At 40.3% G+C, this 18,241-nt stretch carries 12 protein-coding genes, 1 tRNA gene and 1 pseudogene; 7 read left to right on the top strand and 7 right to left on the bottom strand.

The window, feature by feature from the left end; all coding sequences use genetic code 11:
• The first annotated feature begins 185 nt into the window (after positions 1-185).
• The 3 genes from A9Z07_RS12365 to A9Z07_RS12355 all read left to right on the top strand — a co-directional run bounded on the left by A9Z07_RS12365 (position 186) and on the right by A9Z07_RS12355 (position 1,154).
• A complete protein-coding gene (locus A9Z07_RS12365; protein WP_004773697.1) occupies positions 186-494 on the top strand; it encodes a hypothetical protein in 309 nt (102 codons plus the stop codon).
• Between the two features lie 85 nt (positions 495-579).
• A tRNA-Asn gene (locus A9Z07_RS12360) sits at positions 580-655 on the top strand.
• A 58-nt stretch (positions 656-713) separates the two neighbouring features.
• A complete protein-coding gene (locus A9Z07_RS12355; protein WP_032810818.1) occupies positions 714-1,154 on the top strand; it encodes a DUF2726 domain-containing protein in 441 nt (146 codons plus the stop codon).
• A 19-nt stretch (positions 1,155-1,173) separates the two neighbouring features.
• Here A9Z07_RS12355 and A9Z07_RS12350 read toward each other — a convergent pair whose 3' ends face one another.
• The 5 genes from A9Z07_RS12350 to glnA form a co-directional block, all read right to left on the bottom strand.
• A complete protein-coding gene (locus A9Z07_RS12350) occupies positions 1,174-1,380 on the bottom strand; it encodes a hypothetical protein (RefSeq protein ID WP_004773701.1) in 207 nt (68 codons plus the stop codon).
• A 111-nt stretch (positions 1,381-1,491) separates the two neighbouring features.
• The gene (locus A9Z07_RS12345; protein ID WP_069578969.1) at positions 1,492-2,937 is read right to left on the bottom strand and encodes a lipase family protein; all 1,446 of its coding nucleotides are present in this window, start codon (positions 2,935-2,937) and stop codon (positions 1,492-1,494) included.
• Between the two features lie 110 nt (positions 2,938-3,047).
• Positions 3,048-3,929 (bottom strand): 4-hydroxybenzoate octaprenyltransferase, encoded by an 882-nt coding sequence (gene ubiA, locus A9Z07_RS12340; RefSeq protein ID WP_069578967.1) that lies wholly within the window; start codon positions 3,927-3,929, stop codon positions 3,048-3,050.
• Between the two features lie 15 nt (positions 3,930-3,944).
• A complete protein-coding gene (locus tag A9Z07_RS12335; protein ID WP_004773704.1) occupies positions 3,945-4,436 on the bottom strand; it encodes a chorismate--pyruvate lyase family protein in 492 nt (163 codons plus the stop codon).
• Between the two features lie 125 nt (positions 4,437-4,561).
• Positions 4,562-5,977: a type I glutamate--ammonia ligase gene (gene glnA, locus A9Z07_RS12330; protein WP_171067993.1), complete on the bottom strand. Its 1,416-nt coding sequence runs from the start codon at positions 5,975-5,977 to the stop codon at positions 4,562-4,564.
• A 731-nt stretch (positions 5,978-6,708) separates the two neighbouring features.
• Here glnA and A9Z07_RS12325 point away from each other — a divergent pair.
• The 4 genes from A9Z07_RS12325 to A9Z07_RS12310 all read left to right on the top strand — a co-directional run bounded on the left by A9Z07_RS12325 (position 6,709) and on the right by A9Z07_RS12310 (position 12,653).
• Positions 6,709-8,250: a peptide MFS transporter gene (locus tag A9Z07_RS12325; protein WP_069578965.1), complete on the top strand. Its 1,542-nt coding sequence runs from the start codon at positions 6,709-6,711 to the stop codon at positions 8,248-8,250.
• Positions 8,247-10,049, top strand: a complete 1,803-nt coding sequence (locus tag A9Z07_RS12320) for an aminopeptidase P family protein (RefSeq protein ID WP_069578963.1) — start codon at positions 8,247-8,249, stop codon at positions 10,047-10,049. The genes A9Z07_RS12325 and A9Z07_RS12320 overlap by 4 nt, the downstream gene beginning before the upstream one ends.
• A 298-nt stretch (positions 10,050-10,347) precedes the next feature.
• A complete protein-coding gene (locus A9Z07_RS12315; protein WP_004773708.1) occupies positions 10,348-10,932 on the top strand; it encodes an anthranilate synthase component II in 585 nt (194 codons plus the stop codon).
• A 356-nt stretch (positions 10,933-11,288) separates the two neighbouring features.
• Positions 11,289-12,653: an L-cystine transporter gene (locus tag A9Z07_RS12310; protein ID WP_069578962.1), complete on the top strand. Its 1,365-nt coding sequence runs from the start codon at positions 11,289-11,291 to the stop codon at positions 12,651-12,653.
• A gap of 57 nt (positions 12,654-12,710) precedes the next feature.
• On the opposite strand, the pseudogene A9Z07_RS12305 reads toward A9Z07_RS12310, so the two are convergent.
• Both A9Z07_RS12305 and A9Z07_RS12300 read right to left on the bottom strand, forming a co-directional pair.
• Positions 12,711-15,483, bottom strand: a pseudogene (locus A9Z07_RS12305) (M1 family metallopeptidase).
• 7 nt (positions 15,484-15,490) lie between these two features.
• On the bottom strand, positions 15,491-18,223 hold the full coding sequence (locus A9Z07_RS12300; RefSeq protein WP_069578960.1) for a TonB-dependent receptor: 2,733 nt from the start codon (positions 18,221-18,223) through the stop codon (positions 15,491-15,493).
• Positions 18,224-18,241: the final 18 nt, after the last annotated feature.

Raw genomic sequence — 18,241 nt, 5'->3', positions numbered from 1 at the left:
GCCAAGATTCTAAAAAGCCCATATCATTGATATGGGCTTTTTATTTTATAAGCATAAAATTCTGTTCTATTCTTATCATTACAATGTATCTGTTCTTCTCATTTCAGATAATCGTATATATTTTATCCATTATGCTATTTTTAATATAAAATCAAATTGAATAACAATGTTAGGGAAAGCACATAATGAAAAAATTTATATTCTGTTTAATATTCCTATCCAGCCCAGTCATGGCCGCCCAAACCACTTGGTATGCAGGTTCTTCTTATAAAGGAACCGTGACTGTGCCAATTGAAAATGGCCCCAATGTGGTCTGGAAGTGTAATGGAAAAGTTTGTACGATGTCTGGCCCTTGGGGAAATGCCCTATCTCTAGACTCTTGTCAAAGCCTCGTGTTACGTATTGGTAAGATTAGTTATTATAAAAACTCGGCGGGTGCAATCTGGAATGCTAAATCGTCTGAATTGACACAATGTAACCAAGTTGCACGTTAATACCCAATATTTTAGTTAAGCGATTATTATTCATACTCATTTTACTTGACGGGCCTGCATTTACCCCCTAAAATTCGTTCCAGATTCTCCCATAGCTCAGTCGGTAGAGCGACGGACTGTTAATCCGCAGGTCCCTGGTTCGAGCCCAGGTGGGAGAGCCAAGATTCTAAAAAACCCACTCTTATTGAGTGGGTTTTTTATTTGCACCCTGTTAAATATATGTTTGAATCAAATCATCTCATCTTTCTGATTATCGGCTTTCTAAGCACAGCTATACTTCTTTTTAGCTGCCTGCGCCCTTTCTTTAGCAAACAAGAATTTTTTGCTCGCCCTGTGATTACTTCATTTGAATCTCGAATGTTTATCCGTTTGCAGCAAGCCTTCCCACAACACCATGTTCTGGCACAAGTGGCGTTTAGCGCACTCATTACCAGTCATCACTACAAAATTCGCAGTAAGTTCAATCGCAAGGTCACAGACTTTGTAGTTTTGGATAAAGAGATGAAGGTACTCGCGATTATCGAGTTAGATGACCCAAGCCATATTGGTAAGGAATTAGAAGATCAGAAACGCGATCAAATGCTGCAAGAAGCAGGCTATCAAGTGCAACGTTATACTCAGATTCCATCGATAAAACAGTTACAGATGGATATTCGATAACGCAGCACTGCTAAGGAGATTATTCAGTTTTTTCTGCTTGATCGGCACTTTTTTGCTGTTCAAATTTTTTGGCAATTTCAGCATGTTGCTGATCATATTTCTTCTTGGTTTGCGCATCACTTTTAGCTGCCAGAAAAGCCATCCCTACAATAAAAATTGGAATCAATAATCCCAAACCCATTAATAACCAAGGAACTGATTTTTTTTCAACAGGCTGCTGGCTCATAAGCGATTTAAACTCAAACGACATCAATTTTAACAAGTGCAACAATATAACAAAAAAGAGCCTCGATAAAGAGACTCTTTTTTGACATTTAGATCGAAATAAAAACTAAATTTAGAACTTACCTGTACAGTGCGGACTTTGGCTGGCATCTTTCTGGGTATCAGTCAAAACAACACCCGTACCCGCTGACATATTGGCCTGAATAAAGTCTACTGCATTTGCATTTTCACATACAATTGCTTGTGTATGTGTCGCATTAGGTACAATCGTTAATTTATAGCCTTTATCGTAAGCTGCTTGCGGGAAAAACTTCAAAGCATTGGCTTTCATATTTGCCCATAAGCCTTGTGTAACCACTGGCAATACAGCCTGATCCTTCTCACCTTGAATCATAAATACAGGAGTTTTTATCACTTTTGCTGCTGTCGCATTCGTCGCTGGTTGAGTTGATTCTAAAAAGCTTTGCACAACAGGGTCATTTTTAAATTTATTTAGATCTATCCCATACTGTGCAATTTGATGCGTAGGATCCACTAAAAACTCTAAAATCCCTGCTTTAAATTTCTCTTGTAATCCATTTGCACTATTAGGAGCAGGGTAACTTAAACATGCACCGTCATCCCCTGTACGACCATGAGCCAATTCTGCAATGTCAGCCGCTCCCGAGGTAAAAATCGTCTTCAAATCATAGTTAGGAGATTGTGCCTTAATACCCGCACTTGCTAATGCAGCATATGCTAGCAACTCTGCATAACCATCTGCAATTTCCTCAATTTTTGCCTGACCTTGTTCTGGAGTTAATAACTTATTAGCTACCGCATAACGCACTTGCTGCAAGTTTTCATCTAATTTATTCACCCCTTTAGGTTTTCCATTGGCATCCAGATTGAATTGAGGGTCAATATAAATCTGAATAATTGTTCCTAAGCTAGAGGCTGGCGCGCCCGCTACAGCACCTTTATAACTTGTATCAGTATTAGCAAACTCAGCAGTACCTAATGAAGCATGACCACCTTGAGATTGACCAATCGACATCCAGTCTCCTTTCAATTGCGACCCGTAATGGTCTTTTGCAGCTCGTACCGCAGCAATCGCAGATTTTGCTTCGCTGGCTAAGTTCAGATAAGGATGAACCCCTGGTGTACCTAAACCTTCATAGTCAGGCGCAACAATGACATAACCTGCCGCTAATAAAGTATCAGCAAGGATTTTAAAACGTGGATTAATTAGATTTTTACTTGGTGCACAATCATCCCCCACACCAACTGTTCCATGCTCCCAAACCACGACGCGATAACCATCTTTAGGTTGAGCTACTTTCGGAAATAACACCATTGCTGTCGCAGTAGCGGTTTTACCTTGTACATTCGCCATGTTATAGGTCATGACTTTAATAGATGAAGCATTATTTACTGTATCAATGGCATAATTGCTTTCGAATAGGTAAGTTTTATTTGAATCACTACCCGTATAACGATCATCATTGTCATTACATGCAGTTAAAAATAATGCAGAAATTGAGAACGTCATTGCCAATACGATCTTAGACCGTTTCATAAAATATCCTTTTAATGCTTGTGTTATTTTTGTGCATGAAACTACATGCCACCTTATTAAGGCATAAAAAAAGTGCCCTGCATAGGACACTTTTCAACTAGATAGTCAGATTAAGCTATTAATTCTAAAAAAATTCCGATAAAAATAATCATCCCTACCCAGCGATTGTGACGGAATGCCCAAAAACAGATTTGTGGATCACGATCTTTGGTTTTTATCGCCTGATAAATAAAATCACCCGCGACCACGCACAATGCAATCAAGCCAAAGGGCAATAAAAGATTTTCCAAATACAAGGCACTGCCGATCAAGATCAGGCTCATGACCTGAAGCAGACCAATTATCTGGATATCATAACGACCAAATAAAATAGCAGTCGATTTCACCCCAATTTTTAGATCATATTCACGATCTGTAATTGCATATTGGGTATCGTAGGCCACTGTCCACGCCAAATTACCAAAATAAAGCAGCCAGCAGGTTAAGTCAGGCGTTTGCCCAACAGCCGTATACGCCATTGGAATTGACCACGAGAATGCTGCACCTAAAAATACTTGCGGTAAATTGGTATAGCGCTTCATAAAAGGATAAATAAACGCTAAGAACAATGCCCCAAAAGACCAGTAAAATGATTCAATCGGCAGAAAAAATAACAAGGCAGCACTTGCTAACACCAAGACCAGAAACACAAAAACAGCTTCTCTAGCACGAATAATTCCTGTTGCTAAAGGACGTGTTTTGGTTCGCTCAACATGCGCATCTACTTTACGGTCAGCAAAATCATTAATCGCACAACCAGCGGCACGCATAAAAATAACACCCAAAATCATAATAAACAGGATTTTGATATCTGGAATTCCTTTGGATGCAATCCATAACGCCCACATGGTTGGCCAAAATACTAATTCTGTGCCAATCGGCTTATCAAAACGACAAAGGTAATAATAGGCTTCTAAACGTTGTCGCCAAGTCGTGTGTTGCACTGTTTCCATGATAATCCTTAGGCGTCAATGCTGTTGAATAAACTGTTCAAATGCGGGTAAAAACGTTTCCTGCACAATAAACTTACAACCATGCCAAGTATAGCAACTCTGACGTGTCCATCCCTCTTCAAGATAAATGACGCGTCTCTCGCAAGCTGGACTGGTTCTCTGAAACAGAAACCAGCCAATCGGTTTATTACCAATATGCTGAAATAATCTCGCCTTTTTTTGCAAGCTTAAAATTGGAAAAATACTTTTTGCTTTTACCCAAGCCTGCTCTTCGCTGCCATAAAGATTGGTTTCTCGAACCCATGCCACATGCTGTGCTGGCATTTTCATCCACTGACTGTCATTCAAAGTCAGGCGCTGATAATGTTCTTTAATGCGTTCAACATGAAATTGACCTTGTCCTAAATCAGTTAACTGTTGGGTCAATGACCCTGATGCGTACAACCATTTTTTTAATACTGTAGGAAGCTCTTTTCCTTTTATTCTGTTTGGTCGTAAATTTCGCATGCTTGGCTCACTAAAAACATCGCGATTAGTGTACATGATTTTTTTTCAAAAAAGAGTATGACTTTCAACCGAATCAAAAACATAAAAAAGCTCGCCGAAGCGAGCTTTTCTGAATCAGGGATGTATTACAGGCTGTAGTACATATCAAATTCAACTGGGTGAGTCGTCGTGTTAAGACGACGTACATCTTCAGTTTTAAGTTCGATATATGCATCAAGCATTTCTTTAGTGAACACGCCACCTTTTAACAGGAACTCATGGTCATTTTGAAGTGCTTCAAGTGCCATATCCAAGCTGTGAGCAACAGTTGGGATTTTTGCTTCTTCTTCAGGAGGAAGATCATATAAGTTTTTATCAGCAGCTTCACCTGGGTGGATCTTGTTTTGGATACCATCAAGACCAGCCATCAACAATGCCGCGAAACCTAAGTACGGGTTCATCATTGGATCTGGGAAACGTGCTTCAATACGCTTGCCTTTCGGGCTAGAAACATAAGGAATACGAATCGAAGCAGAACGGTTACGTGCTGAGTAAGCAAGCATAATTGGCGCTTCAAAATGTGGAACCAAACGCTTATACGAGTTTGTAGAAGGGTTTGTAATCGCATTCAATGCACGAGCATGCTTGATCACACCACCAATGAAGAACAATGCCATTTCTGATAAACCAGCATATTCATCACCAGCAAACAAGTTCTTGCCATCTTTAGAGATTGACATGTGAACGTGCATACCAGAACCGTTATCACCTACCATTGGTTTAGGCATAAAGGTTGCTGTTTTTGCATATTGGTGAGCAACGTTCCAAACTGCATATTTGAACTGTTGTACTTCGTCAGCTTTACGAACTAAAGTATTGAAGCTTACACCAATTTCTAACTGGCAAGATGCAACTTCGTGGTGATGTACTTCTACACGACCTGGGCCCATGATGTCTTCGATTTTTGCACACATATCAGCACGCATATCTTGTGAAGAATCAACAGGAGGAACTGGGAAGTAGCCACCTTTCACACGTGGACGGTGACCAGAGTTACCAGCTTCATAGTCTTTACCAGTCGACCAAGCTGCTTCTTCAGCGATCAATGTGTGGCGCGCGCCAGACATGTCGATGTCCCATTTCACTTCGTCGAAAACGAAGAATTCTGGTTCTGGACCAAAGAATGCAGTATCACCGATACCTGTAGATTTTAAGTATTCTTCAGCACGACGAGCAATTGAACGTGGGTCACGCTCGTAACCTTGACCAGTTGATGGCTCGATAACGTCACAAGTCACAACAACAGTCGGTTCAGCAAAGAACGGGTCAAGGAAACCAGTTTCAGCATCTGGACGTAAGATCATGTCAGACGCTTCAATGCCTTTCCAGCCAGCAATTGAAGAACCATCAAACATTTTACCGTCTTCGAATGTATCTTCATCAATGGTATCAGCTGGGTAAGTTACGTGCTGTTCTTTACCCTTAGTATCAGTAAAGCGAAAATCGACCCATTTTGCGCCACTTTCTTTGATGAGTTGAAGGACCTTGTTCGCCATGCTCATTTGCTCCAATGAAATTTTTATGCACTTGTTAAGTGCGTGTTAGGTGTTGATGTATAATTAGCAATTATCATACCAACAATTTTAAAGCATACCTAAAACATTGAATTACTTATAAGTAATCATGATTTAGGCTCCTTGTCTTGAACTCATTATACTGTTTGCTTGTGTAAATGCACCATATTCACACATTTTCAAATTATGGCATATTTAAATAGCTCACTATCGCCCCAATTTGGTGCAAAATTGTTGCACTGATATAACACACTGCATCAATTTCAAACAATCGCTCATGATCATAATACTTTCTTATATAGAATGCTGAGATTCTTATCGGATAACACGAAAAATAATCGCATCTTTTACAGCCTTTTGTTCAATGAATGTTTTGGTTTATTTCAACAAATAAAATTTGTTGCTTAACCTATTCATCCATAGACGATATTCTTTATTTAAAATCTAATTAATATTTTTCATTTCTATGAATTTTTCACGAGATGCACGATTTAACAGTTGTTTGAGCAGCAACTCAAACCCGTTCGCGTAGAGCTGTGATTATCGGACGGAAAACAAATTTTACTATTCATGTTCTTTTTCATTCACTTTTTTTATACAGGCCAAACTTGCTTTTACAATTAAAAAAAACTAAAAATCGTATACATAAATTTTTATTATTAATAAACAAACTCAAAGTTATGTTTATAAAAACTTAAAATCATTCAAGGATTTGATTAATGAAATATGACTTTGAACGATCGGATAAAGCTTTTTTTGGCCATCCCAAGCCTTTACAAACGCTTTTTTTCACCGAGCTTTGGGAAAGATTTTCCTATTATGGTATCCGACCTTTACTGATCCTTTATATGATTGCCATGGTCAATGACGGTGGTCTGGGACTTGATCGACCCACTGCCGCAGCGATTGTGGGATTGTTTGCAGGTTCCATGTATTTAATGACCGTTTTTGGTGGATGGATTGCAGATAATTGGTTAGGTCAAGCACGTGCTGTCTGGTATGGCTCTCTTATTATTGCCTTAGGTCATCTCTCAATTGCGCTTACACCTGTTTTTGATCAGTCTTTCTTTTACTTTGGTTTAGTACTTATTGTTTTAGGTTCTGGACTATTTAAAACATGTATTTCGGTGATTGTTGGAACTTTATATAAAGCTCAAGATGCAAGACGTGATGCAGGCTTTTCCATTTTCTATATGGGAATTAATATGGGGTCATTTATTGCCCCGCTTATTACAGGGCTTTTAGTAAGAGATCATGGCTGGCATTTAGGCTTTGGTATTGGTGGCCTTGGGATGCTCATTGCTTTATTAATTTTCCGTTTTATGGCAATTCCCCAACTCGAAAATTTTAACAAGTTACGTCAAGAAACCAACAGCTGTAGCAAACCTGTCGTAGAAAATAAAAATGCACCTAAAATTGTATTTAGCTTCTTATTCGCGGTTACAGTTGTTATTGCATTAACGTTCTTTGGCATCATTCACATCAACCCTGTCGCTGTCGCGACCTACTTAACTGTAGGGATTGGTATAGGAATTATTGCCTATTTTGCGTATTTACTGCTTTTCCTCAATTTAGATCAAAATGACAAATTTAAAATTATCATTTGTTTTGTTCTATTGATCACTTCTGCCCTTTTTTGGTCCGCTTTTGAGCAAAAGCCAACTTCATTTAATTTATTTGCTCAGGATTATACCAACCGCAATGTTTTAGGTTTTGAGATTCCAACCGTATGGTTCCAGTCGATTAATGCCCTCTTTATTATTATTTTTGCTCCAATTGCTGCATGGCTGTGGTCAAGACTAGGCAAATCGAACAAAGACCCTAGTTATATCTCAAAATTTATTATTGCACTTTTACTGGCAGCAAGCGGATTTTTACTGATGTCACTGGCTAGCCATTTTGCCATTAGCGATGGTCTGGTTTCACCATTGTGGTTAGTCGGTGCTTTATTGCTACTCACTTTAGGAGAGCTGTGCCTAAGCCCGATCGGTTTATCGACCATGACCAAACTTGCTCCAGATGTCATTCGTGGACAAATTATGGGACTATGGTTCACGGGTTCAGCTTTAGGCAACCTCATGGCAGGTTTGATTGGTGGACAAGTCGCGGCAGATGCTATCGAAAATTTACCCACCCTATTTATGCGCTGCGTATTGGCCTTAGTTATTGGCGCAATCGTGTTATTTTTATTAAAGAAACCAATGAACAAATTAATGGGCAAAAGCACCAGCAAAGTTCAACCTGATTTGGAAACGATATGAACGACTTAACTGTTCCAGAAAAACTAGTGAAACTTCGTGAACTCATGATCCATCAACACGTTGATGCTCTGGTCGTCATGAGTGCAGATCCACATATGTCAGAGTATTTACCAGACTATTGGAAAGCGAGGCAATGGTTAAGCGGTTTTAGTGGCTCTGTCGGTACCCTAGTTGTAACCCAAAACTTTGCCGGACTCTGGGCTGATGGGCGTTATTGGGTACAAGCCGAACAACAACTCGCTGGAACTGGCTTCCAATTACAAAAATTGACCAGTGATGAATCTTCGACACATCTGGCCTGGATGGAGAAAAATCTAAAATCTGGCTCGGTCATTTCAGTTAATGGACAAACGCTTTCAATCCAGCAGTTTAAGGCATTGGAAAATACGGTAAAACAACACGACTTTAAGCTTGAAACACAGCAAGATTTAATCGGCTTGATCTGGTCTAATCGTCCAGAACTTCCTTCAAAAAATATCCATTTAATGCCTGAAGGCTTAAATGCTCTATCTCGTAAAGAAAAAATTCAGGCAATACGAGAAACTTTAAACAGTAAGGCGATTGAAGGCCATTTCATTTCATCTTTAGATGATATTGCATGGGTGTTAAATGCACGAGGACAAGATGTAGAGTACAACCCTGTATTCCTTTCACACCTATATATCAGTTCTCAACAGACTGTTTTATTTGTTGATCGCAATAAGGTAGACCTCACCACACAAGAAGCGTTCAAAGCTGATGGTATTGAGATTCGTAACTATCAAGATACCGCTAGATTTTTAGCGAATATTTCTGATGCGTCTGTACTGCTAGATCCAGCCAAAGTATCGATTGATCACCAACAAGCTATCGCAAATGATATTCAGGTTGTATACGACATCAACCCAAGTACACTTTTTAAATCACGCAAGCATGAAAGTGAAATTGCACATATCCGTCATGCCATGCTTAAAGATGGAGTTGCCCTTTGTCATTTCTTCCACTGGCTAGAACAAGCACTTCATCATCAAGAGAACATTTCTGAACTAACCATTGATGAGAAAATTACTGCCTTTCGAGCTCAACAAGATGGATTTATAGGCCCAAGTTTTTCAACGATTGCTGGCTTTAATGCCAATGGTGCATTACCCCACTACCGTGCTACTCAAGAACACTATTCATTGATCGAAGGTGATGGTTTATTACTGATTGACTCTGGCGGACAGTACGTAGATGGAACAACGGATATTACTCGTGTTGTTCCCGTTGGGACACCAACACAACAACACAAACGTGACTATACGCTGGTTTTAAAATGTCATATTGCTTTAGCAAAAACCATTTACCCAGAAGGTTTAGCTGCACCTTTACTCGATTCAATTTGTCGTCATACTTTATGGCAACAGGGTTTAGATTACCGTCATGGCACAGGTCACGGCGTAGGTTTTGCGCTTAACGTTCATGAAGGGCCGCAAGTACTTTCTTATTACGCGCCGATACATGCCTATAGCAAATTGCGTGAGGGAATGATTATCTCCAATGAACCGGGGCTATATCATGAAGGTAAATACGGCATTCGCATCGAGAATCTGGTTGCAAACCAGCTGCACGGTGGTTTTGAAAAAACCTACGGTGAATTTCTAGAGTTTGAAACACTCACACTTTGCCCAATTCATTTAGATTGTATCGTTGTTGATATGCTAAGCAATGAAGAGAAAGACTGGTTAAATCACTACCATCAGACCGTTCAAGAAAGGTTGGCTGAATATCTCTCTGGAGAGGTTTTAGACTGGCTGATTTATAACACCCGTAAGATTTAATCTTCTTCCATGACTGAGGCAGAATCGTTTTTTATTTCTAAAGAAAAGCCTATTCTGCCTTGATTGTTTTCATCCCTATTTTCAAAGTACTTGGATACCCATTAAAGCTTTTTCCTGCAAAGTTGTAATGAATGAAATAGTTAAACTGGTCACTTCATTTTTTGTTATATTAGCCGCTTAGATAGCGGCTTTATTTTTGTTCAATAAATTGGGCATTAATTTCAAAATGGGTAACCAAACGGGTATTCAAAACAGCACTATTTAAAAATACATTAAATATCAAGAGGTTTAGCTAAAAATGCTTCTAATGATCGACAATTACGACTCTTTTACCTACAACATCGTCCAGTATTTTGGCGAGTTAAATCAGGAAGTAAAAGTAGTTCGCAATGATCAAGTCTCATTAGAGGATATTGAACGATGGCAGCCAAAATATTTAGTGATTGGACCGGGGCCATGTTCTCCAAGTGAAGCAGGAATTTCTATTCCAGCGATCAATCACTTTGCAGGAAAAATTCCTTTATTGGGCGTGTGCTTAGGTCATCAAGCAATTGGACAGGCATTCGGTGGAAATATTATTCGCGCAAAAACCGTAATGCATGGTCGCTTATCCGATATGCATCACACAGATAAAGGGATTTTTAGCAATCTCCCTTCTCCATTTGCAGCGACACGTTATCATTCACTGGTGATTGAGCAAGAAACATTACCAGAATGTCTAGAACTAACCTGCTGGACCAATCAGGCTGATGGCACGATTGAGGAAATTATGGGTGTTAAACATAAAACCCTTCCAGTTGAAGGTGTTCAGTTTCACCCTGAATCAATTTTGAGTGAGCATGGGCATCAAATTTTTAAAAACTTCCTAGAGCTTTATGCTTAAACCAAAACTGACTTTTTAATTTCAGTATTAATACAGCCTGTTGCCATCCAATAGGCTGTTTTTATTTTGAACATATAAAAACAATATACAACTCATACAAACTGATTATTTTTTAAGCTTTAAAATTAAAAGACGATCTATTACTTTAAAACAAATCATTCTTTTTCAATAATTAATCCACTTTTCACAGAATAGAAAAAGTAAAGGTGCGATAGGATTTCGGATTGAACAGCGTCCTTTTTACTTTTTTAGATTAACTATAGTCATAGGAATGATTAAGTTTCAGGGCTGCTGGATGGTAGAATCTACGCCATTATTTTTAGCACTCCCTGAAATATCAATCAGGACAACCTATAGTGAATATCTTGGTTTTATTGAATATTATTGTTTTTGTCCTGCTCATGGCAGGATTGTTCTTTTCCTACCGAAAAGATTGGAGCCTTTCAAAAAAAGTTCTGATCGGTATGGTGGTGGGTATCATCTACGGTCTGGCACTTAAAACCATATATGGTGATGGTCAGATCATTGAACACTCTGTCGCATGGTTCAACCTTGTAGGTAATGGTTATATCCAGCTATTACAAATGGTGATCATGCCGCTGATTTTCGTTTCAATCGTCAGTGCCGTGGTGAAATTACATCAGACAACATCGCTTGGAAAAATCAGTGTCTTAGTGATTGGTATCCTGTTAGCAACCACGGCGATTGCCGCGCTGGTGGGTGCCACCGTGACTAACCTATTTGGTTTAACCGCCGAAGGTCTGGTACAAGGTACCCAAGAAGCTGCTCGTTTAGCTGCGATTCAAAGTCAATATATTGGGCAAGTCACCGATCTAGATATACCAAAACTTCTGCTTTCTCTACTTCCTCAAAATCCATTTGCTGATTTAACAGGTATTCGTCCTACTGCCATTATCAGTGTGGTGATTTTCGCTGCATTTTTAGGTGTTGCGGCTTTAAAGCTGATGGATAAAGACCCTGTAAATGGCGAAAGAATCAAGCATGGTATTGAAGCATTACAAGCGCTCGTAATTAGTCTGGTTCGTTTGGTAATGCAATTTACACCTTATGGTGTACTGGCCTTAATGGCCAAAATGGTCGCAACAGCCAATCTTGCCGATATCGTAAAATTGGGCGAATTCCTTGTTGCTTCATATCTCGGCCTTGCGATTATGTTCCTGGTCCATGCCTTGATTTTAGTGTTTGTACGCATCAATCCAGTCGACTTTTTCAAGAAAGTCTTCCCAGTCTTGAGCTTTGCTTTTATTAGTCGCTCAAGTGCAGCCAGTATTCCACTGAATATTGAAGCACAAACCAAGCAATTGGGTGTACCTGAAGGAATTGCCAGCTTTTCCGCTTCATTTGGTGCAACGATTGGTCAAAATGGTTGTGCAGGTTTATATCCTGCAATGCTTGCTGTCATGGTTGCCCCAACCGTTGGTATCAACCCGATGGATCCATTATGGATTGCGCAACTGGTTGTCATCGTAACGCTTAGTTCAATCGGTGTTGCTGGTGTAGGTGGTGGTGCGACATTCGCTGCCTTAATCGTGCTCCCTGCGATGGGCTTACCAATTACTTTGGTGGCTTTACTGATTTCAATCGAACCTTTGATTGATATGGGACGTACCGCATTAAATGTAAATGGTTCAATGACCGCTGGCACAGCAACCAGTCAATTATTGGGAGTAAGAGATCCTCAACCCGATAATGATGCTTAAATCGTATTAAAATAAAAAAAGCCAACAACAATGTTGGCTTTTTTTATGACTGGTAAATTACAACTTCAATTGTTGCACGATGGAGCCATTTTGTTTTGCAACTAAAGACTCACACAGTTGGATCCGTTCTTTGGTTTGATTTAAGCCCCGTTCGACCCCGACCAGTTCTTTGGTTCTCGGTGCGAAGAAATTATTCAACTGTGTCGCTTCCTGTTGGGTACATGCAGCGCCACTAAACAATGCAGGGAAACGTCCCGCAGAAGACTTCCCTAAACGATCAAATACTGCATCATGATTTATTTTAAACCATGACCACAATCCACCTTGCTCACCGCTATAGTTATTGATGGCATTGATCACCGTACGTACTTCCCCCACCTTTACACGCGGATCAAGAACGAGCTGGCGAGCCTGCTGACGTGTATCTGCCTGATTGGCTGAGCCTAAAGCCGATAGAATTGCCAGACGTTGTGTCGGTTGAGTAATGCGTTGTAACTCCCCTGCTAAACGATCAAATACAGGCTGTCCTTTTTCTTGAACCCGTACTGCCAGAATCGTAGGTAATAATTCTGGTGTAAGTTGGGCAAAGTTCAGTTGCGTCTGTTCAAATAAAACATCCGATTGCTTTAAGAGTTTTTGACGAACTTCTGGTACCTGAATATCCAGTGCAAGGAACTGCGCCAACTCACTACGCCATAAGCTATCCTCAGCAGATTCACCTGCTTTACTGGTATAGCCCAGCTGATTCAATTTTGGTAAATACAAATTCGCCAAAACCTTTCTCAAGTGTTCACGTTCTGCCTCGGTCTTCAACACATGACGTTGTATGGCGCTAAGCTGCTGAAATAATGCAGTACTGATTTGGCGGCTATTCGAGTGAGCAAACTTCTTCGCAACATCTACCACCGCCAACAAATTAATATCACCATGATTAAATGCTGCCGAAATCGCATAAGCATAGGCCAATTGTTCAGTATTGGAGAGTTTTGCTGTTGCTGCTGTCAGACGAGCAAGTTCCTGTTGGGGTAAACTAAATTGGTAATAGCCTGCTGCATCTGCATTTGGAATATACCAACTCTTGATCGTTGCACCTTTGAGTTCAATTTTGGCTTCGGCTTGATCAATCAGTTCACATTGGACTTTGCTTACCGCATTTGGAACTTCATAGCGTACACATAATGGTACGCCCCAAAGGCTATTGGCATCCCCTTTTGAACCGACTGGTAGATAGCGAGTTTGTTTCACATTTAAAAAGACTTTATTACCTTGTTGCTGCAATGAGGTATTTAGCAAAGGTACGCCCGGTTGATCAATAAAACTTTTTACCGCTTTGCTAAAACGCTCAGCCTGACCAGACTGTTCTGCAAGGGAACTGATTAAATCATTGGCGGTGGCACTACCATATTGATGCTTGTTAATATAATTCCGTACGCCTTGTTTGAATTTTTCCTCACCTAAATAACTTTCAAACATATTTAAAACAGCCGCGCCTTTTTGATAGGTAATACCATCAAAAGCAGTTTGAATATCGGCATTACTTAAAATTGGCTGGCGGATACGGCGTACACTCACCAAGCTATCGCTTTTCATTGCACCTGCTGTATCTACGACTCGCTCTAGATCAGCATTGAATTCAGGGTGCAATTGTTGGGTGATTTTACTTTGCATCCAAGTGGCAAAAGATTCATTCAACCACAAGTCATCCCACCACGGCATCGTTACCACATCGCCAAACCATTGATGCGCCAATTCATGTGCATTGACATTAAAAGAGCCCTGTACAAATGACACAGGTGAATCTTTGTCTAGCAGCATCAAATAATCTCTAAAGGTAATCAATCCGGGATTTTCCATTGCACCCGCAGCAAAGTCTGGTGCAGCAAGTAGGTCTAATTTGTCGAAGGGATAGCCAAAAGCGAAATAATCTTCTAGTGTTTTTAAAATTGCAGGGGTTTCCGATAAAGCATGCTGCATTTTTGCAGCCTTACCATCTGGTGCAATCCCGCGCAGTTGAATGGCATCTTTGCGCCATTGTGTTGCAGCAATATCTGGCCCTTTCTGTAATTGCCAAGGCCCAACTGCCAGCGCAAGCAAATAAGTTGGTAATGGTTTAGTCTGTGCAAAACTTAAAGTCTTCCAACCTGACTGGTCGGTCTGCTCCGATGTCTGATTGGTATTGGCAAAACCTGAATATTTCTCCGGAATGGTCAGACGAATATTAAACGGCGTTTTAAAACGTGGTTCATCGAAAGATGGAAATGATTGACGGGCACTAATGGCTTCCATTTGAGTCATGACATAAGGTTTACCTTCAAACTCAATTTTATAAATACCATCAAGTTGCTGATCATAATCTGCATTAAAATCCAGTACTAAACGATATTGCCCAGCAGCTAAGGTCTTGGCAAATTTAATCACACTCACACCATCAACTTCTGAAGCCTGTTCATATTTGGCTTTGGTTTTCTGTCCATTTACGGAGCTAATACTCGCCTCTTTTACCGACAAGGATTTGCCATGAATCCACAGATGGTCGGTCGCTTGGGTGAGTTTTAAATGAATGGTGGTTTTGCCCGTATACCCTTTTTGAGCAGGATCAATTTTAAAGTCTAAATCATAAGATTCAGGCACAACCCATTCAGGTAATTTTCCAATTGGAATTTGTTCTTTGCTATTTGATGCAAAAATCTGTGTTGCGGATAAAGAAATTAATGTCGTAAGTAGCAATCGTTTTTTTAATGAAGGTTTGACCAACATAGGAGATCTGTCCTCTGTAGTTTTTAAAATAAAAAGACGCAGCAAATGGTGTACCACTTCGCTGCATCCACACATCATTGTTAGAATTTATAATTAAACTCCAGCCAGCCCTGACGGCCGAATGGTGAATATGATCCTACTGGATAATATGGCCATCCGCCTGTGTCATCACGTTTTACTTTGTCAAACAGGTTATTCACAATAATTGATGCAGAGGCTTTTGGCGAAATTTGATAGGTTCCGCTCCAATTGACCAAATAGGTCGGGCTTAAGTAAGCCGTTTGATTCCCGTTTGGAATCTTGCCATAGCGATTCACCAGAACTGTCGATGCCCAATCACCTCGATTCCAACTGAGGCTGGTATTGAAACGGTCTCTCCAATCTGGAATGGTTAAGTCTTTAAGATAATTATCTTTCTCGCCGTCTTTAGATTGTTGATATTCACGTTCAAGCACGCGGCTATAATTCACCGTCCACAGGAAATTACCCAGATTTTCTGTTTTCCAGCGCCATTTGCTGGTGAAATCAATCCCGCGAGTATGATCTGAAGCGGCATTGATCGGCACAATATTAATATTCTTAATCACATTTGGATCAACCACTGCATTTGCAGGATTCCGTTCTACACGCGCTAAAGCATCAATACATTGTGCCGAGTTGATATCTTGTGCACCCAAACGACAAGCAGCTTCTTGACGTAAAATTTTATCTTCACTTAAATTGGTTACCAGATTATCAATTTTGATATCCCAATAATCGACGGAAATATCAAACTTATTACTTGGTGACCAAACAAAACCTGCACCATAAGATTTACCCTCTTCTGGCTTTAAATCCTTGTTGCCCGTTAAGGTGTAGTTTGCCCCTGGTGAATAATCTTTAAAACTACATTTATCTAAAGCTTGTCCAGTCTGACTGCAACGTAAATAATCGGTGGTACTTGGGAAATAACCTTTTTGTTTATTTAAAAACAGATAATTCATATCTGGTGCGCGGAAACTAGTCGCGTAGTTACCTCGAACCAATAAGGTTGGATGTGGCCTAAACTCAAGTCCTGAACCAAACGTGAATTTATCAATACTGTTATCTGACAAAGCATAGCGGTCATAACGTCCAGACAGCGTTAAATTTAATGGCTTTGCTAACGGTAAGAATAATTCCGTACCCAGTGCTTGGCGTGTACGCGCCCCACCATATTCACCACTAGAAGTCGCATTATAGAAGTCACCATTTTCTACCGCCTTATCTGGTTTGATTTTAAAACCTTGACGCCCAATTTCTGCCACAGCAGCCAGCTTGGCCGTTCCTGCTGGGAGTTCAAACACATCACCATTGGTACTTAAAGTTAAGCTCTGTGCCCAAGACTTGTCTTTTTCTTCTGTCGTACCCGAAATAGCTCTAAATTCACTGGCTGTCAGTGGTCGACTTAAACGATCCAGATTCGGTGAATAAATCGGAATACCATCCTGATCTGTCCCCAATTGCTGGCCTAAGAAATATGCATCAACATTCGAGCGTACCAGACCTTGTTTGCGTAATTGACTGGTATAAATCGAGCCATTATAGGCAGCTTCATAACGCCAGCTGCTGTCTCCAATATCACCACGAATACCAAAATTTAAATTTGTAGAGAGCTCTTTCCATTTTTTATTGGCTTGCTCAACATCCCCTAATTCTTCTGGCGCAAAACGTCGTGTCCAGATTTCATAATTTCCTGTGTCTTGATTAAGAAAATAGCCGCTACTTGCACCTAAGGATGTCCATATCGGGCCACGGGTATTATTTTCAATTTGATTGGCACCAATCAAAACATCTGCGAAAAATTGTGTTTTTTCATCCAACTCATAATCCAAACCGAGATAGCCATTTTGGCTGCGATTCTTGGTTTGAACCGTCCAATAGGTCGGTCGTGCTAATCCACTGGCACAGTTATCTGCACCTGTTTTTCCTATATTCTGGACTGATCCTTTAAATAAGCCATCAAATGCATCACAACCACCGATTGAGAGATATTGTCCTGTCTTGGCATTTTTACGCCCAACGATCGTGTCTGGCTTTTCCCCCAAACGTGTTCGGCTCGTCATAAAGTCACGATCCGCTGCCCAAATCGGTTCACGCCCACTCAGCTCAAGTCCATACACCAGATTTAACTTATCCAGTGTTTTACTGCCACTCAGTTGTAAACGTAGGTTCTCCCCACCTTCTTTGGTTCCACCTGCCTTGATATTAAATTGGGTCCCGTCGGTTTTCTTTTTCAGAATAATATTCACTACACCTGCGATCGCATCTGAACCATAAATCGCGGAAGCACCACCGTTTAATATTTCGATTCGATCAATAATTGCGGTTGGGATATTGGCTAAATTGACAAAATTCACAGAACCATCATATGGCACAGGATAATCAGCCACCCGATGTCCATTGATTAAGGTCAGAGTATGATTCGGTCCTAAACCTCGTAAACTAATTGCATTGGCGGCAGGCGTAAAGGTATTGCCATAGTCAGCTCCTTGCACAAAGCCTGTATTTTGGGTCAGGTTATTTAATGCATCGAAGGCATTGCTAAAGCCCTGCTTTTCGATATCCGCTGCGGTAATCACGGTTACACTGGTTGGACCATCTTTTTGAGCTTTGGAAATACGTGAACCTGTGACTGCTACACGCACCACTTTATCCGATGTTGCCTTGCTTTGTGGCTGTTCTACATGGGTCTCAGCATAACTTTCTAATGGATGAAGGCATGCAATAAAGACAAAAACAAAACAACCTTTATTTTTAGCAGCCCCAAGATATTTCAAGTAATTTAGGTACATATTTATGGATGAATAAAA

Source organism: Acinetobacter sp. YK3, from assembly GCF_001729365.1.
GTDB lineage: Bacteria > Pseudomonadota > Gammaproteobacteria > Pseudomonadales > Moraxellaceae > Acinetobacter > Acinetobacter vivianii.
Note: the sequence above shows the minus strand (reverse complement) of the source record. Positions and strands in the feature narration are given on the sequence as shown.